The following is a 22,872-nucleotide window of genomic DNA, read 5'->3' as shown; positions in this document are numbered from 1 at the left end:
GTTCTCCGCGGCTGGCCGAGCGGGCCGGCGCGGATGAGCCTGAAAGCCGGCAGGCGCCGGCGACGACCTAAGGTGGGCACCGGCCGCTCACGAACCAAGCGGGCAAAAGGAGAAAATTCCGGCAAATTCGCGCCGCCGCGGAGATGGATCTGCGCCGCGGACAAACCGCGGCGCAGCCAGCCAAATGCGGCTCAGCCGAGCGACATGGTCAGCGGCGGCTTCACCGCATCCGGAATCGGGCTGACATAGGGCGTCTTGCGCGTCCGCTCGGCGAGATCCGCCTTGGCCGCGGCGCGCAAGGCCGGGTCGGTCAGCACCGCCGCACCCGTCGCCACCATGGCCTTGGCCACCTGCACCATGGCCTTGTGGGCGGCCGGCGCCTTGCCCTGGGCCACCACCTGCCAGGTGTGGAAGGGCGTGCCGATGGCCACCGTCGGCGCATGGGCCTGCACGGTCGGCACCACCCAGCTGACGTCGCCGACATCGGTCGAGCCGATCATCGGGTTGCGCGGCGCGTCGAGCGGCACCAGGAAGTCGGCGAGCGGCGCATCGGTCTCCGGCATGCCGATCGAGCGATAGACCGCGGCGATGTCCTGGGCCGACAGGGTTGAGCGGATCTGGCTGGCGAAAGCCCGGTCCTGCTCGTCGAAATGCGGCGGCCCGAGATCTTCCAGGATCGAATGCATGGCCTTTTCCAGGGGACCATTGCCGAGCACGTTGGAGACCGCGCTGACGATGCGCATCTCGACCTCGGTCTCGGTCATCATGGCCGCGCCCTTGGCGACCTTGTGGACCCGCTCGACCAGTTCGAGCATGCCCGGGAGATCGCGGGCGCGAATGGAATAGCGCACCCGGGCGGTCGCCTGCACGACGTTCGGCGCGATGCCGCCGGTATCCAGCACCGCATAGTGGATGCGCGCGTCGCTCGGCATGTGCTCGCGCATATAGTTGACGCCGACGCTCATCAGCTCGACCGCGTCGAGCGCGCTGCGCCCGAGATGCGGTGCCGCGGCGGCGTGCGCGGTCCGACCGGTGAACAGGAAGTCGGCACGGGTATTGGCCAGCGACAAAGGCGGCGTAACCTCCCAAAAGCTCGACGGATGCCAGGAAATGGCGACGTCGGCATCGGCGAAGGCGCCGGCGCGCACCATGAAGGCCTTGGCGGCGCCGCCCTCTTCGGCCGGGCAGCCGTAATAGCGCACGCGGCCCGGGATCTTGTTCTCGGCCAGCCAGTTCTTCATGGCGGTGGCGGCGAGCAGCGCCGCCGAGCCGAGCAGGTTGTGGCCGCAGCCGTGACCATGGCCGCCGGTCTCGACCGGACGGTGCTCGGCGACGCCGGCCTCCTGGCTCAAGCCCGGCAAGGCGTCATATTCGCCGAGGAAGGCGATGACCGGTCCGCCCTCGCCGGCCTCGCCGATCACCGCCGTGGGAATACCCGCGACGTTCTCGGTGACACGGAACCCCTGGTGCTTGAGCTCCGCGACATGTTCGGCGACGGAGCGCGCCTCGGTGTAGCAGACCTCGGGCATGCCCCAGACGCGGTCGCTGAGCGCGATCAGCCGGTCCTTCGAGGCGTCGACGTGGCGCCACAACTCGTTACGATTGTCCATCTCGACCTCACTCGATTTCGATCCGCCATTGTCCCGATGCGGCCCTCCGGTGTCCAGCTTCACGAGGGGTCGAAGAGGACCTGCGCGCGTCGCGCATGGCGGACCGGCCGGGCGCATGCGATGGCCACGGGCACGGCGGCCCGGGATTGCCGGCCGGCACAATCTGACCGATTGAGGGAGCGGCGGCGCCGGATCGGGCGACGCCGAAGGCATCGAGCATGAAGGGGCAGTCCATGACGCGTGCGACCGCAGCCGAGGAAGTGGTCCGGATCCTTCGCGACCGGATTCTCTCCGGCGTGCTCGAAGAGGGCATGGCGCTTCGGCAAGAAAAGATCGCGAGCGAGCTCGGCGTCAGCCGGATCCCCGTGCGCGAGGCGCTGAAGCAGCTCGAGGTCGAAGGCCTCGTCAAGATCGTCTCGCATTCCGGCGCGGTGGTCGCCGAGCTCTCGCTCGACGAGATCCGTCAGACCTTCGAACTGCGCGCGGTGGTCGAAAGCTGGCTGCTGTCGGCCGCCATCCCCTTCATGTCCGGCGAGGACCTGGCGGACGCCGAGGCCATCATCGCCGAGATGGACCATTCCGGCATCGAGACCTGGGGCGAAATGAACTGGCGCTTTCACGAGAGGCTCTATCGGCCCGCCAGGCGCGACCATATCACCGCGATGATCCGCAAGATCCACGAAGGCACCGACCGCTACATCTACATGCATATGAAAGTCACCGATGGCCGGCGGAAGGCCCAGGCGGACCACCGGCATATTCTCGAGCTTTGCCGCGCCAAGGACCTTCATCGCGCGGTCGCGGTTCTGGAGGCGCACATTCTCGACGTCGCGGACCGGCTGGCCGAGAGCGTCGAAGCCGCGCGACAGTCGGCCATGGCGCGGCGCCCCAGGCGCCGCCGGCGAAGCGGCCCGGCGCAATGATCGCCTGCGGGCGGCCAGGCCTGCCGGCCGGCCGCGCGATGGCGGACCCGGCATCGCCGGCGGCCCGAACCGCCATCGCCCGAAGGCGCGCCTGAAGATCAGGCGCTTGCCGGTCGAAGCTTACGCCACGCCGGCGCCGCCGGCGGAAACACCCTCATTTTTCGCCTGGCCTGCCCTGCAGGCGTCCGGCCCATCGGACGAGCGGTCTTGGTGGACCGCGGCGCGCAGCGGCCATTATTGTATCCAATAATGGCCCGCCACGCAGGCTCTATTGCCATTCGGCGATTGCATGCCGGCGCCCGTTCCGCCCAGCTGGTGACAAGACAGCCATAATCCCTCGTGCTTCATCGACGATTGCGGACATGGCGAATGACTCTTGACGTCATCCGTAAACTTGACAAAATTGGATCCAATTTGGCGCATATTTGCGCATCGCGGTGATGCGGGTGCCAAAGCCCTTCAGGAGATCCTCATGGCCCCTTGGTCCGGCGTATTCCCCGCGGTGACGACAAAACTGAAACAGGACGGCGCGATCGATCTGAGCGCGACGCAAGCCAGCATCGAACGCCTGATCAACAACGGTGTTTCCGGGGTCATCGTGCTGCCCATGCTCGGCGAGAACGCCTCGATGCGCATGGAGGAAAAGGAAACCGTCATCCGCGCCGCGAAGGAGGTGGTCGCCGGCCGGGTGCCGCTGCTCTCAGGGCTTGCCGAGATCTCGACCGAGGCCGCGACGACCTCGGCGCGGCTGTTCGAGCGTTATGGCGCCGAGGGCCTGATGGCCTTCCCGAGTCTCGGCTACAAGACCGATCCGCGCGAGACCGCCGCCTGGTACAAGTCGCTCGCCGGCGCCTGCGGCCTGCCGATCATGATCTACAACAACCCGATCGCCTATGGCGTCGACGTCACGCCGGCGATCCTCGCCGATCTCGCCGAGACCCCTGAAATCGTGGCGATCAAGGAAGAGACCGGCGACATCCGGCGCGTCACCGATCTCTACAATGCCCATGGCGACCGCTTCCGCATCTTCTGCGGCGTCGACGACCTGATCCTGGAGAGCATGGCGCTCGGCGTCGTCGGCTGGGTCTCGGGCATGACCAATGCCTGGCCGAAGGAATGCGTCGAGATCTTCGATCTCTGCGCCGCCGGCCGCTTTGCCGACGCGCTCGGCCTCTACCGCCTGATGACGCCGGCCTTCCATCTCGACACCCATGTCAAGCTCGTCCAGTACATCAAGATGGCCGAGCACCTGGCCTATGGCGCGCCGGAATGGACGCGCGCACCGCGCCTGCCGCTCGCCGGCGCCGAGCGCGAGGGCGTCATCGCCGTGATCAGGCAAACGATCGCCGATCTGGCGGCGCGCGAGAAGCGCGCGGCCTGATCACAGAGCCTTCGACCAGGGTGGGACCGCCGGCGATGCGGTCCCGCCGGCATCATCCACCGACAATGAACCCGAACGTCCGGCCGATGCGGCCGTCGCGACCAGGGGACCGCGCATGACGTCCGGCTGGCGCCGGCCGAGCACCATCCAACGAACAGAATGAGGGGATCATGTTCAACGACAATACTTCCGTCCTGCCTGCGGCCGGCGCGGCCGGCCCGACCGCCGCCGCGCCGGCCACAGCTGCCACTGCCGGCGTCGAACGCCGCGTCCTGATCGCCAGCCTCACCGGCAGCGCGATCGAATGGTTCGACTATTTCCTCTACGGCACCATTGCCGCGCTCGCCTTCAACCGGCTGTTCTTCCCGAATTTCGACCCGGTGGTCGGCCTGATGCTGTCCTACCTGTCGTTTTCGCTGACCTTCTTCATCCGGCCGTTCGGCGGCTTCCTGTTTTCCCATATCGGCGACCGCATCGGCCGCAAGCGCACACTGGTGCTGACGCTGTCGCTGATGGGCGGCTCGACCGTGCTGATCGGACTTTTGCCGAGCTATGACAGCATCGGCGTCTGGGCGCCGATCCTGCTGGTCACGCTGCGCGCCATCCAGGGTCTCGGCATCGCCGGCGAATGGGGCGGTGCGCTGCTGCTCGCTTATGAATATGCCCCGGCCAACCGCCGCGGCTTTTTCGGCGCCATTCCGCAGATGGGCATCCCGCTCGGCCTCGTCATGGCGACCCTGTCGCTGTCGCTCATGGGTCTTTTGCCGGATGACCAATTCCTCGCCTGGGGCTGGCGCGTGCCCTTCGTCGCCAGCGCCGTGCTGGTGTTCCTCGGCCTGTGGATCCGCAACGGCATCGACGAGACGCCGGCCTTCGAGAAGGCCAAGCGCGACGGCGACGTCGCCAAGGTGCCGTTGTTCGAGACGCTGCGCTACCACTGGCGCGAGGTGCTGATCGCCACCGGCGCCAAGGTGGTCGAGACCGCGCCCTTTTATGTCTTCACCACCTTCGCGGTCAGCTATGCGACGACCAACCTGAAGATCGAGCGCTTCACCATCCTCAACTCGATCACGGTGGCGACCATCATCACCACCATGATGATCCCGGTGATGGGCCGCCTGTCCGACCGCTACGGCCGGCCGGCGGTGTTCCTCACCGGCACCGTGCTGATGGCGCTGTTCGCCTTCCCCTATTTCATGCTGCTCGATCTCAAGCACTACTGGGCAGTGGCGCTCGCCACCATCGTCGCCGTCGGCCTGATCTGGGCGCCGATCAATGCCACCTTGGGCACGCTGATGTCGGAGATCTTCGCCACCCGGGTCCGCTATACCGGCATCACGCTCGGCTCGCAGATCGGCGCGGCGCTCGCCGGCGGCACCGCGCCGCTGATCGCCACCTGGCTCCTGGTGACGTTCAACGGCAACTGGTCGGCGGTGGCGATCTACATCATCGGCTGCTCGCTGGTGTCACTGATCGCGGTCCTGAGCATCCGGCGCCTCGGCCGCTGAGCTTCGGGCCCGCCGGCGCGATCGCGGGGGCTCGCAAGCCTCCGCTGTCCGACATCCGCGAAAAACGCCCGTCGCCCTTGCAGTTTTCCGCCTGGACGAAGGCGGTACGAGGCGGCATGGCTCGCGGTCATGCCGACCTCGTCCTCATCCTCTCCCATCAGCGCGCCCGCCGGCTTCAGCCTGGCCGGCATGGCCGAGGGCGTCCGGCTGTCGCTGCCCATGCTGCCGGGCATCCTGATGGCGGCGGGCGCGGTCGGCGCCGCCTCCGCCGAGAAGGGCCTGTCGCTCGGCGAGGCGACGCTGATGAGCTTTCTCGTCTATGCCGGCGCCTCGCAGCTGCTCGCCCTGCAGCTCTGGCCGTCGACCTGGACCGGACCGGCGCTGGCCGCCCTGGTCCTGGTGGTCTTCGCGGTCAATCTCCGGCTCGTCCTGATGGGGGCGGCGCTGCAGCCGTTTCTCTCCCGCGGCATGCCACGCGGCACGCCCTATCTGGCGCTGGTGACGCTCACCGACGCCAATTTCATCATCGGCTCGCGCTACAGCGCCGAAGGCGGCCGCGACACCGGCGTGTTTCTGGGCGCCGGCCTGTTCATGTGGCTGATCTGGGTGGCCGCGACCATTCCCGGCCATATGCTCGGCTACATGCTGACCGATCCCCGGCGCTACGGCCTCGACCTGGTCATGCCGCTGCTGTTCACCATCATGGCGGTCGGACTGTTCCGCCTGAAACGCGACCGCATGGTCTGGCCGATCGCGGCCGGCGTCGCCGTCGTCACCGCGCAGCTGGTCTCCGGCTACTGGTTCATCATCGTCGGCGCCATCGCGGGTTCGGTCGCCGCCGGACTGTTCCGCCGTCATGACTGAGTGGCTCGGCCAGGGCCTGGTCGGGCCGATCAGCGCCATCCTGGCGATGGCGGCCGCGACCTATTTCATCCGCATCCTCGGCTACTGGATCATGGGCCGGGTGCCGTTGACGCCCTTCGTGCGGGCGGCGCTCGAGGCTCTCCCCGGCGCCATCGTGGTCGCGACCATCGTGCCGCTCGTCGTGCGCGGCGGACCCAGCGCCTGGGTCGGCATGGCCTGCGCCGCCGGCACGATGATCCTGGTGCGTCGCGACGTCGTCGGACTCGCCGCCGGCCTTGCCGGTGCTATCCTGGTGCGGGCGCTCGGCCTGCCTTGACGATATCGGGGCGACGCCCCACGTCTTGAAGATGCATCGCATCGTTGATCACGGCGGACGTCGCGCACGAGGGCCTGACCGCATGACCATGCTTCCGCAAGGCTTTCACCGGATCCGCCTGAACCTCGCCCGCTCCAGGGATTTTCCGGAGGGCTCGAACCGCCACGGCTACGAGTTCGTCGCGCCGCTCGATGCCGACGGCCATATCGACGTGGCGGCCTGGAAGACCCACAAGGGCCTGTGCAAGGTCAGGCGCTTCTGGGCGGGCGAAGCGGACGAGCACGGCCTGCTCACCCACCGCCAGGGCGGCACCCGCGGCGCCACCTGGATTTTCGACTATGACGGCGCCGCCGCCGATGACGACGAAGCCGGCTATCGCTTCGGCGAGCATCCCTTCGAGATCGGTGAATATGTCTCGATCAAGGACGAGGACGGATCGCTGCGCACCTTCATCGTGACCAGCGTCAACGCGGTCTGAATAGGCGCCGGGCGCTCGCTGATCAGAGGGGCTGGCGGCGTGATCTCGCTCTACGTCACCCCCGGCCGAGGCGAAGCCGAGGGGAAGGGGGTCCAGGAGCCAACAGGCCGCGCGCTCGACGCATGCGTTGATGTGATTTCGCCGTGCCAACCGTCGTGCTCTGTAACCGATGGATCCCCTTCCCCTCGCCTCCGCAGAAGCAAGAGCTTCTGCTCCGGCTCGGCCCCCGGCAAAGCAATTGCTTTGCCTTGGGGATGACGTCTTGACCATCCGGCAGCCGGCTTCACTTCGGCTCGCGCTCGCGCTCGCGGCGCAAAGGCGAAGGCTTTTGCTTGGAACGGCCGCAGCGTCAGCCGGCACCGGGTCCTGAGATCGCGGCGGGATTCTTGCCCCGCCCCCGCTCAAGCCAGCGCCGCGGCGAGCTTCTCGTAGAGCGGATTCTCGGCCGAGAAGACATAATCGAGCTCGCTGACCGAGACGCTTTCCGCGCCCTTGTCGCGCAGGTAGCGCGACAGGCCGAACAGGGCGGCGGGCGGGCAGTGCAGGGTCAGCATGCCCGACGAGGTCGGCCCGCCGAAGGGTGCGGCGACGCCGAAGCGGGCCTTGGCCTCCTCCACCAGCTTGTCGTCGGCGGCCTTGAAGCGGGTGCGCACCTCGCGCACCTTGCGGGCGCGCGCTTCCGAGGCGATGCGGTCCAGCATGTCGCGGGCGCTGGCGCGCGCCGGCTCGCTCCAGGCGGCCGTGCGCGAGGCGACCAGATGCGCCTCCGATTTCAGGATCACGCCGTCGTCGAGCACTTTCAGCGCATTGGCGGCGAGCGTCGCGCCCGTGGTGGTGATGTCGACGATCAGTTCGGCGGCACCCGAGGCCGGCGCGCCCTCGGTCGCCCCGGCCGATTCGACGATGCGGTAATCGGCGATGCCGTGGCGGTCGAAGAAGCCGCGGGTCAGGTTGAGATATTTGGTCGCGACCCGCATGCGCGTGCGGTTGCGGCTGCGGAACTGGCTGGCGACATCGTCGAGATCGGCCATGCAGCGCACGTCGATCCAGGCCTGCGGCACGGCGACGATGACATCGGCGCGCGAAAAGCCGAGCGCCGACAGCGAGATCATCTTGGCGTCGGGATCGGTGGTCGCCTCATGCATCAGGTCGAGCCCGGTGAGCCCCAGGTGGACCGAGCCGGCGACCAGCTCGCGGGCGATCTCGGAGGCCGAGAGGAAAGCGACCTCGACCCCGTCGAGGCCGGGAATGGTGCCGCGATAGTCGCGCGCGCCGCGGCCCTGCACCGGCTTGAGGCCGGAGCGCTCGAGAAAGCCCTGGGCGCTTTCCAGGATGCGGCCCTTGGACGGAATGGCGAAGACGAGCGTCGATGGCTGGCTCATGCGCGGCCTCCGGCAACGGCGAGCCGCTCGACCCAGAAGGCGCAGCCGACCGCCGGCACCTTGATGTCGAGGCCGAGCCGCGCGGTCATCATCTCGGTCAGCCGGTCGTAGCGGCCGCCGCCGACCAAGGGCTTGGCGGTCCGGCCCGCGCCGTCGTGAATCTCGAAGACCAGGCCGGTGTAATAATCGACGTCGCGGCCGAAATGGGTGGAGAAGCGCACGGTGGACAGGTCGACGCCGCGCTCGGAGAGCAGCGTGTTGCGCCGCGCCAGCGCGTCGAGGGCCACCGACAGGTCGAGCCCGGCCGCGGCCGCGATCGCCCGCAATTGCTGCTCGGCGGAGACCGGATCGCCGGCGACGCTCAGTACCTGCTGCACCACGGCGACCTTGTCCGGCCAGAGGCCGCCGGAGCCGAGCGCCGCCTGTTCGAGGAACCGCTCGGCGATATCGGCCGCGGACCGGCCGCCAACGGTGGCGATGCCGGCGATCGACAGGAGGTCGGTGACCAGCGCATGGGCCGCCTTCGGGTCGGCGCCTTCGAGGGCGGCGAGGAGGCCGGCATGGGGCGGCGCATGGGTCGATGGATCGGCCAGCCGCTTCAGGTCGTCGGCCAGCATGTCGTTGCGGCGAAAATCCTTGATCAGGCGGCGGCGCCAGGCCGGCGACACGTCGAGGGCGCGCAACAGCGCCAGGAAAATGCCGATATCGCCCATGGCGACATCGAGCGGGCCGTCGGCATAGAGCCTCGCGCCCTCGAGCCCGAGCGCCACCACCTCGGCATCGGCCGCCTCGCGGTCGGCGCGGCCGAGCAGCTCGATGCCGGCCTGGCTGAATTCGCCGGGCAGGCCGGGGCGGTGACGGAACACCGGGCCGAGATAGGAATAGGCCGCTTCCGAACCGGCGGCGGGGCTCTCCAGATGGGCCTGGACCACCGGGATCGTGTAGTCGGGACGCAGGCACATCTCGGTGCCGTCGGCGTCCGAGGTCAGGAACAGCCGGCGCGCCATGGTCTCGCCCACCAGATCGCGCACCAGGTCGGCGGCGATCAGCAAGGGCGGCTCGGCGCGCGCGAAGCCGGCCCCGGCCAGGAGGGCAGCGAGCTTGTCGTCCAGGTCAGAGACGGGCGCAGTCATCGTGGGTCCGAACAGAGGTAAGGGCTCCGGTCATCGTCGCCTCGCAGATCGGTCGGCCGAAATGCAGGGCTCCTTCCGGCCGGAGCTGCAAACTGCACGTCCCTCTAGCCTTCTCAGGCCGGAAGGTCGAGCCCTTCGTCCCAATAGGGCACCGGCCCGTAGAGCGTGGCGAGCCAGTCGATGAACACCCTGACCTTCTGCGGCAGGAACCGGCGGGTGGGATAGACGGCGTGCACGCCGACCCGGCGCGAGGCGCGCCATTGCGGCAGCACCACCTGCAGCCGGCCGTCCTTCAGCTCCGGTCCGACATCCCAGGTCGAGCGCAGGGAGATGCCGATGCCGGCCAGCGTCGCCTCGCGGATCACCTCCGACGAATTGGTCTTGAGCGGTCCGTGCAAACGAACGGTCTGGGCGCCGTCGGGGCCCTCCAGCCGCCAGGTATCGGTATTGTGCGAGAGCAGTGCGTGGCCGGACAGGGCGGCGATGGTCGCCGGCGCGCCGCGTTCGGCGAGATAGCCGGGGGCCGCCACCAGCAGGCGATGATTGGGCGCCAGCCGGCGCGCGACGAAGGAGGAATCGTCGAGCTCGCCGATGCGGATGGCGAGATCGTAACCCTCGCCGACAATGTCGACGAAACTGTCGGACAGTTCCAGATGGACCACCAGATCCGGATTGGCCGTCAGGAACGACCTCAGATGCGGCGCGATGTGGAGCCGGCCGAACGAGGTCGGCGCCGAGACCCGGAGCGTGCCGCGGGCGAGCGACGAGCGCCGGGTGACGAAGGCCTCGGCCTCGTCGATGGAGGCGAGGATCGCCACCACCCGCTCGTAATAGCCCTGCCCCGCCTCGGTCAGCGACAATTGCCGCGTCGTGCGTTGCAAGAGCCGGGTGCCGAGGCGATCCTCCAGCCGCTTGATGCGCTTCGAAATGACCGCGGGCGACAGGCCCATTTCGCGGCCGGCGGCCGACATGCTGCCGGCCGTGACGACGCGGGCAAAGACTTCGAGATCGGCAAGGGGTGTCACGAAAGGCTGACCATCTTTTCCGTTGAGGAAATAATCTTGACCCTTTCAATCACATTCCGCCAGTCTCGAACCGCGCTATAATTGGAAGAGATCAAAGGTGCCAAGACGCCGCAGCCCGGGGTCCGGACCCTTGTGGAGGAACCGATGACCATCGCCTTTCCAGAACCGCGACCGGATGTTCTCGCCAAACTCGACCTGGTGATCGCCCGGCTGAAGGAGATCGTGCCCGGTGAGGGCGTGATCACGGCGGAAAACGAGCGCCGGGCCTTCGAGACCGACGCCCTGACCTCCTACCGGCGCGTGCCCATGGTGGTGGTGCTGCCGGAGACCACCGAGCAGGTCGCGGCCATCCTCCGCTTCTGCCACCAGGAGGGCGTGCCGGTGGTGGCGCGCGGCGCCGGAACTTCGCTGGCCGGCGGCGCCATTCCGCAGGAAGACGCCGTCGTGCTCGGCGTCGCCAAGATGAACCAGGTGCTGGAGACCAATTTCGCCGACCGCACCATGCGGGTGCAGGCCGGTATCACCAATCTCGCCATTTCCGGCGAAGTCGCCCATGCCGGCTTCTTCTACGCGCCGGATCCCTCGAGCCAGCTCGCCTGCACCATAGCCGGCAATGTGGCGATGAATTCCGGCGGCGCCCATTGCCTGAAATATGGCGTCACGGCCAACAATATCCTCGGCCTGAGGCTGGTGACGGTCGAGGGCGAGGTGGTCGAGATCGGCGGCGATGCGCTCGATTCCGGCGGCTACGACCTGATCGGCCTGATCGTCGGCTCGGAGGGCCAGCTCGGCGTGGTGACCGAGGTCACCGTGCGCATCCTGCGCGCGGCGGAAGGCGCGAGGCCGGTGCTGTTCGGCTTCGAGGAAATCGGCCAGGCCGGCCAGACCGTCGCCGACATCATCGGGGCCGGCATCATTCCGGTGGCGATCGAATATATGGACCGCCAGGCGATCGAGATCTGCGAGGCCTTCGCCCATGCCGGCTATCCCCTCGACGTCGAGGCCATGCTGATCATCGAGGTCGAGGGATCGGATGCCGAGATGGACGCGACGCTCGCCCGCATCGTCGCCATCGCCAGGGCCCATGACGTCAAGGTGATCAAGGAATCCAAATCCGCCATGGAGACGGCGGCGATCTGGAAGGGCCGGAAGTCGGCCTTCGGCGCCACCGGCCGCGTCGCCGACTATATCTGCATGGACGGCACCATTCCGACCGGCCGGCTGCCCGAGGTGCTCGACGGCATCGACCGGATCGTCAAGGGCTACGGGCTGCGCGTCGCCAATGTCTTTCATGCCGGCGACGGCAACCTGCACCCGCTCGTCATGTTCAACGTCAACGACCCCGACGAGCAGGTGAAGGCCGAACATGCGGGCGAAGATATCCTCAGGCTCTGCGTCCAGGTCGGTGGCTGCCTGACCGGCGAGCACGGCGTCGGCATCGAGAAGCGCGACCTGATGCGCGAGCAGTTCAACGACACCGACCTGTTGCAGCAGACGCGGATCAAGTCGGCGCTCGATCCGAAATGGATCCTCAATCCGGCCAAGGTGTTCCCGCTCGACGCGCCGCGGGACCCCGCCGTCGCGACCTACCCGCAAACGCCCCGGCAGGCGGCGTGAAAAGCCAGAGATCATGACACTTCACAGCCCCGCCACTTCGGCAGAACTCGCCGCCCTCGTCGCCGAGGCGCGCGCCGCCGGCACGCCGCTCGCCATTGGCGGCGGCCAGACCCGCAGCGGCCTCGGCCGGCCGGTCCAGGCGGCGGCCGAGATCTCGACCAAGGGTCTCACCGGCATCACGCTCTATGAACCGGCCGAGCTGGTCATCGCCGCCCGCGCCGGCACGCCGCTCAGCGAGGTCACCGAAGCGCTGGCAGCCCGTGGGCAGCGGCTGCCGTTCGAGCCGATGGATCACCGCGGGCTCTACGGCACGAGCGGCGAGCCGACGGTCGGCGGGGTCGCCGCCGGCAATGTCTCCGGCCCGGCCCGGATCAATCTCGGTGCGGCGCGCGATGCGATGATCGGGCTGAAATTCATCAATGGCCGGGGCGAGGACATCAAATCGGGCGGCCGGGTGATGAAGAACGTCACCGGGCTCGACCTGGTCAAGGCTCTGGCCGGATCCTACGGCACGCTCGGCATCTTTCACGAGGTCTGCTTCAAGGTGCTGCCGATGGCCGAGCAGGAGACAACCTTGCAATTGAGAGGCCTCGCCGACGGGCCGGCGATCGAGGCCCTGTCGGCGGCGCTCGGCTCGCCCTTCGAACCGACCGGGGCGGCCCACCTGCCGGCCGGCGACGGCGAGACCGCGCGCACGCTGATCCGGATCGAGGGTTTCGGTCCGTCGATCGGCTATCGCAGCGGCGAGCTTAGCCGGCTCCTGAAGCGCTTCGGCGGGCTCGACACCCTCGCTCCCGCGGAGGCGGGCCGGCTGTGGCGCGCCATTCGCGACGCCGCCTTCGTCGCCGAGGCGGACCGCGCGGTCTGGCGCATCTCGGTGGCGCCGAGCAAGGCCGCGGCGCTCGGCGCCAGGCTCCGGGAGCGCGGTGCGCGCCTGTTCTACGATTGGGGCGGTGGCCTGATCTGGGCGGCCCGCGAGGCCGCCGGCGATGCCGGGGCACGCGAGGTGCACGCGCTCGCCAAGGCTTCCGGCGGTCACGCGACCCTGATGCGCGCGCCCGATGCCATCCGGCTCGCCGTCGATGTCTTCGATCCGCCGGCGGCCCCCCTGATGACCATGCAGAAGAAGCTCAAGGCGAGCCTCGATCCCGATGGCATCCTCAATCCCGGCCGCATGTACGCAGGCGTGTGACATCAGATGCAGACCAATTTCAGCGCCGAACAGCTCAGCGACCCGAAGCTTGCCAGCTCGGAAAAGATTCTGCGCAGCTGCGTGCATTGCGGCTTCTGCACCGCCACGTGCCCGACCTATCAGCTGCTCGGCGACGAACTCGATTCGCCGCGCGGCCGCATCTACCTGATGAAGGAGATGTTCGAGACCGGACAGCCGGCGACGGAAGAGGTGGTCAAACATGTCGACCGCTGCCTGTCCTGCCTCTCCTGCATGACCACCTGCCCCTCCGGCGTCAATTACATGCACCTGGTCGACCACGCCCGCGCGCATATCGAGGAGACCTATGCGCGGCCCTGGCAGGACCGGCTGATCCGCGGCCTGCTCGCCCGGGTGCTGCCCTATCCGAACCGGTTCCGCCTGGCGCTCGCCGGCGCCTTCCTCGCCAACAAGGCGCTCAGGATCGCCTCGGTCCTGACCTGGAAGGGCCGGGTGCCGGTGGCGCTGACGCGCCGTGCGCTCGGACCCATTTCGGAAAAGGTCGGCCTGATCAAGCGCACCCGCGCCATGCTGGCGCTGGCGCCCGAGCGGCTGCCGACCCGCTCGCCGATCGACCGGCCGGCGGTTCACGCGGCCGAAGGCGCGCGCAAGGGCCGGGTGGCGATCCTGCAGGGCTGCGCCCAGCCGGTGCTGCAGCCTTCCATCAACGAGGCGGCGCTCAGGCTTCTGACCCGCAACGGCGTCGAGGTGGTGTTCGCCGCCGGCGAGGGCTGCTGCGGCTCGCTGGTCCATCACATGGGGCGCGAGCAGCAAAGCCTCGTCCAGGCCCGGCAGGCGATCGATGCCTGGATCAGGGAAATGGACGGCGCGGGCCTCGACGCCATCGTGATCACCGCCTCGGGCTGCGGCACGACCATCAAGGATTACGGCTTCATGCTGCGCGACGATCCCGCCTATGCCGACAAGGCGCGGCGGGTCTCGGCGATCGCCAAGGACATCACCGAATATGTCGCCGGACTGACGCTCGAGGCGCCGGTGCGCCAGGTCGACCTGGTGGCGGCCTATCATTCGGCCTGCTCGATGCAGCACGGCCAGCAGATCAGGGAGCAGCCGAAGACCTTGCTGAAGGCCGCCGGTTTCACCGTCAAGGAGCCGCCCGAGGGCCACCTGTGCTGCGGCTCGGCCGGCATCTACAACATCATGCAGCCGGAGATCGCCGAGCGGCTGCGCGACCGCAAGATCGGCAATCTGGAGAAGGTTCGTCCCGACCTGATCGCGACGGGCAATATCGGCTGCATCACCCAGATCGCCAAAGGTTTCGCCGAACGGGAGAAATCCATCCCGATCGTTCACACCGTCGAACTGCTCGACTGGGTCACCGGCGGACCCTTGCCGCAGGCGCTGGCCGAGGCCGGCCTCGGCGAAAGACCGGCGGCCACGCTGCGAGCCGCGGAATGATGGGGAGCTAGGCGTTCTCCGCCACGGCCTCGCGGGACGCCGCGTCGAGCGCCTCGCGCAAGGCCGCCAGCTCGTCCTTCAGCCGCGCGACCTCGGGCAGGCTGCGGCCCATGGCGCAGGCCATGGCGATGGGCAGGCCGCGCGCCTTGTCGCGCAATTGCCGGCCCTGGTCGGTCAGCGACACCCTGACCGAACGCTCGTCGGCCGGATTGCGTTGACGCCGGACCATCCCGGCGGCCTCCAGGCGCTTCAGCAGGGGGGTCAGGGTTCCCGAATCGAGCGCCAGATGCTCGCCGATCGCCTTGACCGGCCGATCGTCATTTTCCCACAGCACCAGCATGACCAGATATTGCGGGTAGGTCAGGCCGAGCCGCTCCAGATGCGGCTTGTAGACACGGTTGAAGGCATGCGCCGCGGAATAGACCGCGAAGCACAGCTGGTCGGACAGGTTCAGCCCATCGTTGCGGTCAGCCATGGGCGTCTCCTCGATCAATCGCATCCGGCGAGCTTCATGCGCCACGCCGTTGAATTGCACAAAATCGAATTGCGCATCCCTGTTATCTCAAATTTCAATTGCGCACAATTTAATTGTCTGCAATGAATGTCATCGCCACGGGGCACCGTTCGGCCCAAGACGTCAACAAGGATGGATCGCCATGAAGGTTCTCTATACGACCAAAGCCACCGCCACCGGCGGCCGCGAGGGCATCGCAGCCAGCGAAGACAATCATCTGTCGGTCAAGCTGAACACCCCGAAAGAACTCGGCGGCGGCGGCGGCGACGGCACCAATCCCGAGCAATTGTTCGCGGCCGGCTATTCCGCCTGCTTCCTTGGCGCGCTGAAATTCGTCGCCGGCAAGGCCAAGGTTGCGATCTCGGACAGCACGACGGTGACCGGCACGGTCGGCATCGGTCCGCGCGACGACGGCCAGGGTTTCGGCCTCGACGTGGCGCTGGCGATCAGCCTGCCGGGCGTCGAGCGCGCTGTGGCCGAGGATCTGGTCGCCAAGGCCCATGTGGTCTGCCCCTATTCGGAAGCGACCCGCGGCAACCTGAACGTTCGCCTGTCGGTGGTCTGATCGACACCGCGGTCGATCCCGGGCCCTGGCGCGGTCGCTGCCGTGCCGGGGCTTTCGTCACGCCGAAACCGGCTCGCCGAGCTGATAGCGCATGACGAATTCGGCGAGATCGGCATCGGTGACGTGCTCCTTGGCCATCGCCCGGGCGCGGTTGCCGATCAAAGCCCATTTGTCGAAGGGGATGCGGCTCATCACCGCCGCGCGCATGGTCGGCATGGCCTCGGCCACCTCGGCGACGGTGATCACCTCGCGGCGCGAATGGAAATCCTTTTCCTTGCGGGCGAAGCGCCGGTTGCGGCCCTTCTGGATTTCGTAATTGGCGAAGCCGAGGCCGGATTTCAGATATTTCATGTGCCAATAGGCAAAGCCGGCGAAGACCCGGTCGAAATAATATTTGCGGAAATCCTCGAAGCGCCGGTCGTGGACGAAATAGGCGTCCGGCGTCATGGCGAAGAAGCCGATATCGCCATTGCCCGAAAACGGTGTCCCGGCATGCACGCCGACACGGCCGTCGGCATCGCGCGCCAGATTGAGGCCGGAGAAGCAGTTCATCCGGCCGGGCTTCAGGCCGTCGCGGCGCAGATCGGCGATCATCGGCTGCAGCAGGCGATCGAAGGCGATGTGATCGTCGTCGAGCTTGACCACGATCTGGTGCGCGGTCTGCGCCAGCGCGAAGTTCGAATAATTGACCACGCTGTGCGGCGAGTTCCCGGGCTCCGCCGCATGTTCCTTCGAACCCGGCGGATGAACCCGCGGCAGATATTCGAACAGCTTCAGCTTGCCGGGACCGAGTTCGTCCTGCAGGCGCCGCAGGATAGCTTCAGTCGCATCGGTACACTGGTTGTAGACGGCGATGATCTCGTCGACATAGGGCGCGTGGCTGAGAATGGTCGGCGCGATGAAATCGGCACCGTTCCTGGTCCGCACGAAAGCCGAAATGCCCGGCAGCCGGCTGTCGACTTTCAGGTCGGTCGGATTGAACGAATAGGTCTCGATCGAAGTGACGTGCGCCATGGGCTCGACGTTTGCGGCGGGCGCGCTGACATAGACGGGCGGCGGACGAAAAGCCAGCCACGCCCCTGGGCGGCCGGAACGATTGCGTGGTCCAGACGGCCGAACAGCCGTTGCGCCGGCGCCGTGCCGCCCTATTCCCGCAAAAAACGCCAGCCGGGCGGCGGCGTCACCAGCGCTTGCCCGGGAGGTGTTCGGCCGCGTCCAGGCGGCGCGAATCGGCGCTCAGTCGGGCAAGGGGACGGGAATGGCGAGATAGCGCCGGTCCGGTTCTTCCCAGGTGCGGGGATAATAGGCGACCAGCGCAACCAGACGCGGCGCGGCATTGGCGGCCTTGTAGAAATGCAGCGCGGCCAGTCCGTAGCGGGCCGGGCAATTGCGTTCGCTGCCATTGGCGCGGTCGCTATGGACGGTCGACCGCGCCCCCGTCGGCGAGACCCGGGCCAGCGCGAAACCGTGGACGTCGTCGCGGCCGAGCGCCGCGCAGGCCGCATCCGCCAGGACAGAGGACTCGATCTCGACAGCCAGGCGTCCCGTGGGCAGAACCCCTTCGATCTCCAGGCGGCTCGCCTGCGCGCGCATGGCCTCATAGGCGCGATCGGGGGTGACGCCCTCGGCCAGTTCACCGCGTGGATCGGTGACGCTGATCGTCGGCCTGGCGCCGATGTCGAGCCCGGCCAGGGTGGCCTGGGCCTTTGCCAAGGCCTGTGCCCGGGCCATGTCCTCGGAGGCCTCTTCATTGCCGATCTCCACCACGAAGGGGGAGCCCGGCGCCGGCCGGCCGCTGTCGAGATCGACAATGTGAACCGTCGCATAGGGATGGACCGATGCGTCCCGCGTGCCGGATTCCCGGAAGGCGAAATAGCGGCCGTCCCGCGAAAAGCCGAGGCTCTCGACGATCGCGAAGTCGCCGGCCAAGGCCGTGCCGGCGGCCGCGAGTTTCAGGCAAATGGCGATGAGAATGGCGGGTAACCAACGCAATTGGCAGTCCTCGCATTGTCGCTTCGTCCGATCCGGCAGGTTGGATATCGCCTCCGGCGGCCGGAAATGAGGCGCCGCTGAAACAACCCGTACGGCGCGGCCGAACTTCGATGGCGTCGCCGATCTTTTCCCTCACGGAACAAGTGCTCGTCGCTCTCATCCATTCTTGCACAGGCGGCGATCGGCTAGATTGCGGGAACAGAAACGGGCGGAGGCCCGCGGACAACGGAGGACCAGCGTCATGACCACGGCCAAGACAATCGAGAACGCCCTGCCCGGTGTCGTGCTCAAGGCCCCGATGGGCCCGCGCTTCGACGAAATCCTGACGCCCGAGGCGGTCGGTTTCGTCGTCGAGCTGCAGCGTAAATTCAACGAGACGCGCAAGCGGCTGTTGAAGCTGCGCGCCGAGCGCCAGAAGCAGTTCGATGCCGGCGCCCTGCCGGATTTCCTGCCCGAGACCAAGCATATCCGCGACGGTGCCTGGACGGTCGCGCCAATCCCCGCCGACCTGCAGGATCGCCGCGTCGAGATCACCGGTCCGGTCGACCGCAAGATGGTGATCAACGCGCTGAACTCAGGCGCCAAGTGCTATATGGCCGATTTCGAGGACGCCAACTCGCCGACCTGGGTCAACCAGATCGACGGCCAGATCAATCTCAGGGATCGCTGGGCCGGCACGCTGGCCTTCACCGATCCGAAGAGCGGCAAGTCCTACGCCGTCAACGACAAGGTGGCGGTGATCATTCCCCGGCCGCGCGGCTGGCACCTGCCCGAGGTCCATGTCGAGGTCGATGGCGAGGCCATGTCCGGTGCGCTGTTCGATTTCGGCCTCTACATGTTCCACAACGCCAAGAATGCCCTGGCCCAGGGGTCGGGCCCCTATTTCTACCTGCCCAAGATGGAGAGCCATCTGGAGGCCCGGCTGTGGAACGACGTGTTCGTCCATGCCCAGGACAAGCTCGGCATCGCCAAGGGCACGATCAAGGCGACCGTGCTGATCGAGACCTTGCCGGCCGCCTTCGAGATGGACGAGATCCTGTTCGAACTGCGCGACCACATGGCCGGCCTCAATGCCGGCCGGTGGGACTACATCTTCTCGTTCATCAAGAAGCTCGCCAAGAACCAGAACTATGTGCTGCCCGACCGCAGCCAGGTGGTGATGAGCAAGGCCTTCCTGAAGGCCTATGCCGAGCTCCTGGTGAAGACCTGCCACAAGCGCAACGCCTTCGCGATGGGCGGCATGGCGGCGCAGATCCCGATCAAGAACAATCCGGAAGCCAATGCGGCGGCTTTCGCCAAGGTGAAGGCGGACAAGGAGCGTGAAGCGACCATCGGCCATGACGGCACCTGGGTCGCCCATCCCGACCTGGTGCCGGTCGCCATGGAAGCCTTCGACCGCCTGATGCCCACCCCGAACCAGGTGGCCAAGCAGCGCGACGACGTCGTCGCGGGCCAGAAGGAGCTCCTGACCATCCATGAGGGCGCGAAGACGGAAGCCGGCTACCGCGAAAACATCCGCGTCGGCGTGCAATATATCGAAGCCTGGCTGCGCGGCCGCGGCGCGGTGCCGATCTACAACCTGATGGAAGACGCCGCGACCGCCGAGATCTCGCGGGCGCAAATCTGGCAGTGGACCAAATATGGCGTGACACTGGAGGGCGGCATGGCCTGCACCCCGGCCTATTTCGAAAAGGCCCTGCCCGAGGAAATGGACAAGGTGAAGAGCGAAGTCGGCGCCGAGGCCTTTGCCAATGGCCGTTTCCCGGAAGCCATCTCGCTGTTCAAGACCCTGTCGCTGGCCGCCGAGTTCGAGGAGTTCCTGACCTTGCCGGCCTACAAGATGCTGGTCTGAGCCGCGGCCCAAGCTGACGGCCGGCTGACAACAGCCTGACATCCACCTGACATCGAACGGCTGTGGCGGATCCGCCACAGCCGTTTTTGTTTCGCCCAAATTGCACCACATTTGGGCAAAGTTACCAGGAGATGCCAACTTTATAATCTTGCTGGAAACGCTCGAAACGTGTGCTCTCAACTGGTGTTTCAAGGTGAATCCGACAAATTCGAAGTTCTGTCGGATCCTTTCGAGAATGCCGATGGGAGAACAATACATGGCGCGCATGACCATCCTGGCCGGCCTGATGGCCGTGACCTTCGCGGGCCCGGCCCTCGCGGCCGACGCCGCTGCCCCGGCCGTGCCCGCGGCTCCGGCTGCGACCTCGCCCTGGGATTTCGCCTTCGGCGGCAAAGTGATGACCGACGACAATTTCCGCGGCATCTCGCAATCGGCGCGCGGGCCCTCGTTCAACGCCTATGGCGAGCTGCGCTACAACTGGCTCTATGCCGGCGCGTCCTACTGGTACACCAAGCTGCCGACGGCTCCGATCGGCGAGATCGATCTTTATGGCGGCATCCGGCCGGTCTTCGGCAACCTGACCCTCGACCTCGGCTTCATGTACTATCTCTACACGCCCCAGACCCAGTTCCGCACCGATATCGTCACCCCGCCGGGCGCGCTTTCCGGGGTCTGGTCGCCGCGCAATTTCAGCTTCTGGGAATTCTACGGCAAGGCCGGCTATGACTTCACGCCGCAGCTCAATGTCGGCGCGGCACTCTATTACGCGCCGAGCTGGCTCGGCACCGGCGCCTCCGGCACCTATGGCGAGCTGAACGCCAAGTACAAGCTGCCGAACGATTTCGCGATTTCCGGCGCCCTCGGCCACTACTGGTTCGGCACGACCAGCGTGTTCGGCCCGGGCAACGACTTCAAGATCAAGGACTATCTCTACTGGAATGCCGGCGTGTCCTGGACCTACAACGAGACCGTCACGCTCGACCTGCGCTATCACGGCACCAATCTGAGCCCCGGCAATTGCTTCGTGACGACGGGCGACCCGCGCGGCGTCTTCACCGGCACGCCGAAATCCAGTTGGTGCGGACATTCCATCGTCGCCACGCTGTCGGTCGACCTGCAGTGGTCGAAGCTGCCGATGCGCTGACGCGCCGCAGCGCCCGAAAGACCAAGAGAGGCCGGGTCTTGCCCCGGCCTTTTCTTATGGCGCAGCCGGACGCCGGCCCCGCCGGCGCGATGCGACTTCACGCCGCGCCCATGGAGCCCCTGGCAGATCGCCCCGGCCTGACCCATGTTCAGCGGGCAGTGGGTCCGCCTTGGTCTTGTCACGACTGAATGATGTGGTGACATCACCCGGCAATGTGACGGTGCGAAACCGGCTGCCGATGCGGGGACGCCCCCGCCACGAATGGTCTTCCGGAGGATCTTTCCCCATGAATGAACAAGAGCGCGACATTCTCGCCGGCCTGTTCGACCGTTTGCGGTCGGCCGAGGGCCAGCAGCGCGACCCACAGGTCGACGCCTTCATCAGAGAGCGTCTGGCCCAGCAACCCGGCGCCGTCTACGCCATGCTCCAGTCGATCTACGTCTCCGACCAGACCATCGCCGAGATCTCGCGACAGAACGAAGACCTGCAGGGCCAGCTGCGCCAGGCGCAGGTCCAGGTGCAGCAGTTGCAGCACCAGGCCCAGCAGGCCCAGGCCGCGCCGCAGCAAGGCTCCGGCGGCGGTTTCCTGTCGGGCATTTTCGGCTCCAAGCCATCGGTTCCCCCCTCGCCGCCGCGTCCGATGGGCGCGCCGCAGGGCGGCCCCTGGGGCCAGCCGCAACCGGGGCCGCAGGGTGGCGGCTATGGCGCGCCGCCCCCCGGAGCCTTCGGCGCACCGCCTCCCGGCGCTTATGGCGCCCCGCCGCCCCAGGCCATGGGCCAGCAGCCCGGCGGTTGGGGTGGGCAACAGCAGCCCGGCCCGTGGGGCGGCCAGCAGCAGCCGCAACAGGCGCCCCAGCGCCAGGGCGGCGGCTTCCTCGCCACGGCCGCGACCGCGGCGGTGGGCGTGGCCGGCGGCATGCTGGCGGCCAATGCCATTTCCAGCATGATGGGCGGCGGTTCGCGCGCGGCCCAGGCGCTTGGCGGCACGCCGGCGACGCCGGCGGCCGGTGCGACGCCGGCATCGACCCCGGCAGCCGGCTCGACCCAGGCTTCCGCCGACGACAAGGCGACCAGCTCGCAGGACAGCATGACCGGCAGCGATGGCGGCTATGACAAGAGCGGCAACCAGAATGCCGATTATGGCGCCGACAGGAATTACGACAACGCCGCCTATGACAACGGCTCTTACGACAACGCCTCCTATGACGACGGCGACGATTACGGCGGCGACAGCGAAGACGTCTGACGTTCAGTGCCGGGTCTCGCCGGCGTTCAAGCCATGCAACGGCCGCCCATCGGGCGGCCGTTTGCCTGTCCGGGGCTCGTCATGCTGGACAAGGCCCCTGACGGGTGGCATGAACCAGCGCGAATGACGAACCAAAAGCGGACGGGCGATGAAGACCTTCTTCCTCAAGTTCTTCACCTGGTGGAACAGCCAGACCTTCGGCACGCAATACACCGTCTGGCGCTATGGCGTGTTTGTCGGGGAAGACGAGACCGGCAATAAATATTACCGCTCGCGCTATGCCAAGGATCCGGCGCTCGGGCACGAACGGCGTTGGGTCGTCTACAAGGACCAGGCCGAAGCTTCCGCGATCCCGCCGGGATGGTGGGGCTGGATGCATCACAAGAGCGAAAAGCCGCCGACCGAAGAGGCCTATGAGGCGCGGTCGTGGCAGAAGCCGCACCTGCAGAACATGACCGGCACCGCGCTGGCCTATCGGCCGCCGGGCTCGACGCTGGCCGGCGGCAAGCGGCCGCATGCGACCGGTGACTACGAGGCCTGGACCCCAGGCCGCTGACGCGGCGAGGGTGCAGTGACCGGCGGGCGACGGCTCAATCCACGGCCGAAATCCATGGCTTGGGCTTGGTTCCGCCACGATCGACGTGATAGTTCCAGGCCCACACCGGGCGTCAGCGCCCTTGTTTTCATGCCGCG

Annotated in this window: 21 protein-coding genes; 14 read left to right on the top strand and 7 right to left on the bottom strand. The window is 67.3% G+C overall.

Annotated features, from left to right (window positions below; translation table 11 throughout):
• Positions 1–191 precede the first annotated feature (191 nt).
• The gene (locus AC07WJ_RS14915) at positions 192–1,610 is read right to left on the bottom strand and encodes a M20 family metallopeptidase (protein ID WP_494935364.1); all 1,419 of its coding nucleotides are present in this window, start codon (positions 1,608–1,610) and stop codon (positions 192–194) included.
• Positions 1,611–1,843: 233 nt separating this feature from the next.
• Between AC07WJ_RS14915 and AC07WJ_RS14910 the strand changes: the two genes are divergently transcribed.
• From AC07WJ_RS14910 to AC07WJ_RS14885, 6 genes are all read left to right on the top strand, one after another.
• Positions 1,844–2,533: a GntR family transcriptional regulator gene (locus tag AC07WJ_RS14910; protein WP_494935363.1), complete on the top strand. Its 690-nt coding sequence runs from the start codon at positions 1,844–1,846 to the stop codon at positions 2,531–2,533.
• Between the two features lie 472 nt (positions 2,534–3,005).
• Positions 3,006–3,914 carry a dihydrodipicolinate synthase family protein gene (locus AC07WJ_RS14905; RefSeq protein ID WP_494935362.1) on the top strand — a complete coding sequence of 303 codons (909 nt, stop codon included), beginning with the start codon at positions 3,006–3,008 and terminating at the stop codon, positions 3,912–3,914.
• A gap of 170 nt (positions 3,915–4,084) precedes the next feature.
• Positions 4,085–5,422 (top strand): MFS transporter, encoded by a 1,338-nt coding sequence (locus tag AC07WJ_RS14900; RefSeq protein WP_494935361.1) that lies wholly within the window; start codon positions 4,085–4,087, stop codon positions 5,420–5,422.
• A 129-nt stretch (positions 5,423–5,551) separates the two neighbouring features.
• Entirely contained in the window at positions 5,552–6,286 is a 735-nt protein-coding gene (locus AC07WJ_RS14895; protein WP_494935360.1) for an AzlC family ABC transporter permease, read from the top strand.
• Positions 6,279–6,602, top strand: a complete 324-nt coding sequence (locus AC07WJ_RS14890) for an AzlD family protein (RefSeq protein WP_494935359.1) — start codon at positions 6,279–6,281, stop codon at positions 6,600–6,602. Before AC07WJ_RS14895 ends, AC07WJ_RS14890 begins: the two co-directional genes overlap by 8 nt.
• Before the next feature lie 82 nt (positions 6,603–6,684).
• A complete protein-coding gene (locus AC07WJ_RS14885; protein ID WP_494935358.1) occupies positions 6,685–7,080 on the top strand; it encodes a hypothetical protein in 396 nt (131 codons plus the stop codon).
• Positions 7,081–7,481: 401 nt separating this feature from the next.
• Here the strand turns inward: AC07WJ_RS14885 and hisG are convergent, their stop codons facing one another.
• The 3 genes from hisG to AC07WJ_RS14870 all read right to left on the bottom strand — a co-directional run bounded on the left by hisG (position 7,482) and on the right by AC07WJ_RS14870 (position 10,566).
• Positions 7,482–8,462, bottom strand: coding sequence for an ATP phosphoribosyltransferase (hisG, locus tag AC07WJ_RS14880; protein ID WP_494935357.1), 981 nt, complete (start codon positions 8,460–8,462; stop codon positions 7,482–7,484).
• Positions 8,459–9,595 (bottom strand): ATP phosphoribosyltransferase regulatory subunit, encoded by a 1,137-nt coding sequence (locus AC07WJ_RS14875; protein WP_494935356.1) that lies wholly within the window; start codon positions 9,593–9,595, stop codon positions 8,459–8,461. Before AC07WJ_RS14875 ends, hisG begins: the two co-directional genes overlap by 4 nt.
• A 113-nt stretch (positions 9,596–9,708) precedes the next feature.
• Positions 9,709–10,566 carry a LysR family transcriptional regulator gene (locus tag AC07WJ_RS14870; RefSeq protein WP_494935608.1) on the bottom strand — a complete coding sequence of 286 codons (858 nt, stop codon included), beginning with the start codon at positions 10,564–10,566 and terminating at the stop codon, positions 9,709–9,711.
• A 198-nt stretch (positions 10,567–10,764) separates the two neighbouring features.
• On the opposite strand from AC07WJ_RS14870, the gene AC07WJ_RS14865 reads away from it, so the two are divergent.
• Genes AC07WJ_RS14865 through AC07WJ_RS14855 form a run of 3 tightly spaced genes read left to right on the top strand, consistent with a single transcriptional unit; the run spans position 10,765 to position 14,866 of the window.
• Positions 10,765–12,237 (top strand): FAD-linked oxidase C-terminal domain-containing protein, encoded by a 1,473-nt coding sequence (locus tag AC07WJ_RS14865; protein ID WP_494935355.1) that lies wholly within the window; start codon positions 10,765–10,767, stop codon positions 12,235–12,237.
• A 13-nt stretch (positions 12,238–12,250) separates the two neighbouring features.
• Complete coding sequence (locus tag AC07WJ_RS14860) at positions 12,251–13,429, top strand: FAD-binding protein (RefSeq protein ID WP_494935354.1); 1,179 nt, start codon at positions 12,251–12,253, stop codon at positions 13,427–13,429.
• Between the two features lie 6 nt (positions 13,430–13,435).
• Complete coding sequence (locus AC07WJ_RS14855) at positions 13,436–14,866, top strand: heterodisulfide reductase-related iron-sulfur binding cluster (protein ID WP_494935353.1); 1,431 nt, start codon at positions 13,436–13,438, stop codon at positions 14,864–14,866.
• A 7-nt stretch (positions 14,867–14,873) separates the two neighbouring features.
• On the opposite strand, the gene AC07WJ_RS14850 is transcribed toward AC07WJ_RS14855, so the two are convergent.
• Positions 14,874–15,341 (bottom strand): MarR family winged helix-turn-helix transcriptional regulator, encoded by a 468-nt coding sequence (locus AC07WJ_RS14850; protein WP_494935352.1) that lies wholly within the window; start codon positions 15,339–15,341, stop codon positions 14,874–14,876.
• Between the two features lie 181 nt (positions 15,342–15,522).
• Between AC07WJ_RS14850 and AC07WJ_RS14845 the strand changes: the two genes are divergently transcribed.
• On the top strand, positions 15,523–15,945 hold the full coding sequence (locus tag AC07WJ_RS14845) for an organic hydroperoxide resistance protein (protein WP_494935351.1): 423 nt from the start codon (positions 15,523–15,525) through the stop codon (positions 15,943–15,945).
• Positions 15,946–16,002: 57 nt separating this feature from the next.
• Here the strand turns inward: AC07WJ_RS14845 and AC07WJ_RS14840 are convergent, their stop codons facing one another.
• Together AC07WJ_RS14840 and AC07WJ_RS14835 are read right to left on the bottom strand one after the other, a co-directional pair.
• Positions 16,003–16,959 (bottom strand): glycosyltransferase family 2 protein, encoded by a 957-nt coding sequence (locus tag AC07WJ_RS14840; RefSeq protein ID WP_494935350.1) that lies wholly within the window; start codon positions 16,957–16,959, stop codon positions 16,003–16,005.
• Positions 16,960–17,181: 222 nt separating this feature from the next.
• Positions 17,182–17,937, bottom strand: coding sequence for a DUF2259 domain-containing protein (locus AC07WJ_RS14835; RefSeq protein WP_494935349.1), 756 nt, complete (start codon positions 17,935–17,937; stop codon positions 17,182–17,184).
• A gap of 241 nt (positions 17,938–18,178) precedes the next feature.
• Here AC07WJ_RS14835 and aceB point away from each other — a divergent pair, with 241 nt between their 5' ends.
• The 4 genes from aceB to AC07WJ_RS14815 all read left to right on the top strand — a co-directional run bounded on the left by aceB (position 18,179) and on the right by AC07WJ_RS14815 (position 22,735).
• Positions 18,179–19,789: a malate synthase A gene (aceB, locus tag AC07WJ_RS14830; protein WP_494935348.1), complete on the top strand. Its 1,611-nt coding sequence runs from the start codon at positions 18,179–18,181 to the stop codon at positions 19,787–19,789.
• Between the two features lie 256 nt (positions 19,790–20,045).
• Positions 20,046–20,933 carry a TorF family putative porin gene (locus AC07WJ_RS14825; RefSeq protein WP_494935347.1) on the top strand — a complete coding sequence of 296 codons (888 nt, stop codon included), beginning with the start codon at positions 20,046–20,048 and terminating at the stop codon, positions 20,931–20,933.
• A gap of 286 nt (positions 20,934–21,219) precedes the next feature.
• Positions 21,220–22,179, top strand: coding sequence for a DUF2076 family protein (locus tag AC07WJ_RS14820; protein WP_494935346.1), 960 nt, complete (start codon positions 21,220–21,222; stop codon positions 22,177–22,179).
• A gap of 148 nt (positions 22,180–22,327) precedes the next feature.
• Positions 22,328–22,735, top strand: a complete 408-nt coding sequence (locus AC07WJ_RS14815) for an NADH:ubiquinone oxidoreductase subunit NDUFA12 (protein WP_494935345.1) — start codon at positions 22,328–22,330, stop codon at positions 22,733–22,735.
• The last annotated feature ends 137 nt before the right edge of the window (positions 22,736–22,872 follow it).

The organism is Phreatobacter sp. GW821-FHT04C01, from assembly GCF_059420385.1.
The sequence above is the reverse complement of the archived record's forward strand: the minus strand, read 5'-3'. Positions and strand labels throughout refer to the sequence as shown.

What these genes read in the sequence shown, in the direction of transcription:
- AC07WJ_RS14825 (WP_494935347.1), top strand. Translation starts at nt 20,046, where the DNA reads ATGGCGCGCATGACCATCCTGGCCGGCCTGATGGCCGTGACCTTCGCG.
- hisG (WP_494935357.1), bottom strand. Translation starts at nt 8,462, where the DNA reads ATGAGCCAGCCATCGACGCTCGTCTTCGCCATTCCGTCCAAGGGCCGC.
- AC07WJ_RS14855 (WP_494935353.1), top strand. Translation starts at nt 13,436, where the DNA reads ATGCAGACCAATTTCAGCGCCGAACAGCTCAGCGACCCGAAGCTTGCC.
- AC07WJ_RS14875 (WP_494935356.1), bottom strand. Translation starts at nt 9,595, where the DNA reads ATGACTGCGCCCGTCTCTGACCTGGACGACAAGCTCGCTGCCCTCCTG.
- AC07WJ_RS14865 (WP_494935355.1), top strand. Translation starts at nt 10,765, where the DNA reads ATGACCATCGCCTTTCCAGAACCGCGACCGGATGTTCTCGCCAAACTC.
- AC07WJ_RS14905 (WP_494935362.1), top strand. Translation starts at nt 3,006, where the DNA reads ATGGCCCCTTGGTCCGGCGTATTCCCCGCGGTGACGACAAAACTGAAA.
- AC07WJ_RS14815 (WP_494935345.1), top strand. Translation starts at nt 22,328, where the DNA reads ATGAAGACCTTCTTCCTCAAGTTCTTCACCTGGTGGAACAGCCAGACC.
- AC07WJ_RS14820 (WP_494935346.1), top strand. Translation starts at nt 21,220, where the DNA reads ATGAATGAACAAGAGCGCGACATTCTCGCCGGCCTGTTCGACCGTTTG.
- AC07WJ_RS14860 (WP_494935354.1), top strand. Translation starts at nt 12,251, where the DNA reads ATGACACTTCACAGCCCCGCCACTTCGGCAGAACTCGCCGCCCTCGTC.
- AC07WJ_RS14850 (WP_494935352.1), bottom strand. Translation starts at nt 15,341, where the DNA reads ATGGCTGACCGCAACGATGGGCTGAACCTGTCCGACCAGCTGTGCTTC.
- AC07WJ_RS14890 (WP_494935359.1), top strand. Translation starts at nt 6,279, where the DNA reads ATGACTGAGTGGCTCGGCCAGGGCCTGGTCGGGCCGATCAGCGCCATC.
- aceB (WP_494935348.1), top strand. Translation starts at nt 18,179, where the DNA reads ATGACCACGGCCAAGACAATCGAGAACGCCCTGCCCGGTGTCGTGCTC.
- AC07WJ_RS14870 (WP_494935608.1), bottom strand. Translation starts at nt 10,566, where the DNA reads ATGTCGGCCGCCGGCCGCGAAATGGGCCTGTCGCCCGCGGTCATTTCG.
- AC07WJ_RS14900 (WP_494935361.1), top strand. Translation starts at nt 4,085, where the DNA reads ATGTTCAACGACAATACTTCCGTCCTGCCTGCGGCCGGCGCGGCCGGC.
- AC07WJ_RS14840 (WP_494935350.1), bottom strand. Translation starts at nt 16,959, where the DNA reads ATGGCGCACGTCACTTCGATCGAGACCTATTCGTTCAATCCGACCGAC.
- AC07WJ_RS14885 (WP_494935358.1), top strand. Translation starts at nt 6,685, where the DNA reads ATGACCATGCTTCCGCAAGGCTTTCACCGGATCCGCCTGAACCTCGCC.
- AC07WJ_RS14910 (WP_494935363.1), top strand. Translation starts at nt 1,844, where the DNA reads ATGACGCGTGCGACCGCAGCCGAGGAAGTGGTCCGGATCCTTCGCGAC.
- AC07WJ_RS14915 (WP_494935364.1), bottom strand. Translation starts at nt 1,610, where the DNA reads ATGGACAATCGTAACGAGTTGTGGCGCCACGTCGACGCCTCGAAGGAC.
- AC07WJ_RS14845 (WP_494935351.1), top strand. Translation starts at nt 15,523, where the DNA reads ATGAAGGTTCTCTATACGACCAAAGCCACCGCCACCGGCGGCCGCGAG.
- AC07WJ_RS14895 (WP_494935360.1), top strand. Translation starts at nt 5,552, where the DNA reads ATGCCGACCTCGTCCTCATCCTCTCCCATCAGCGCGCCCGCCGGCTTC.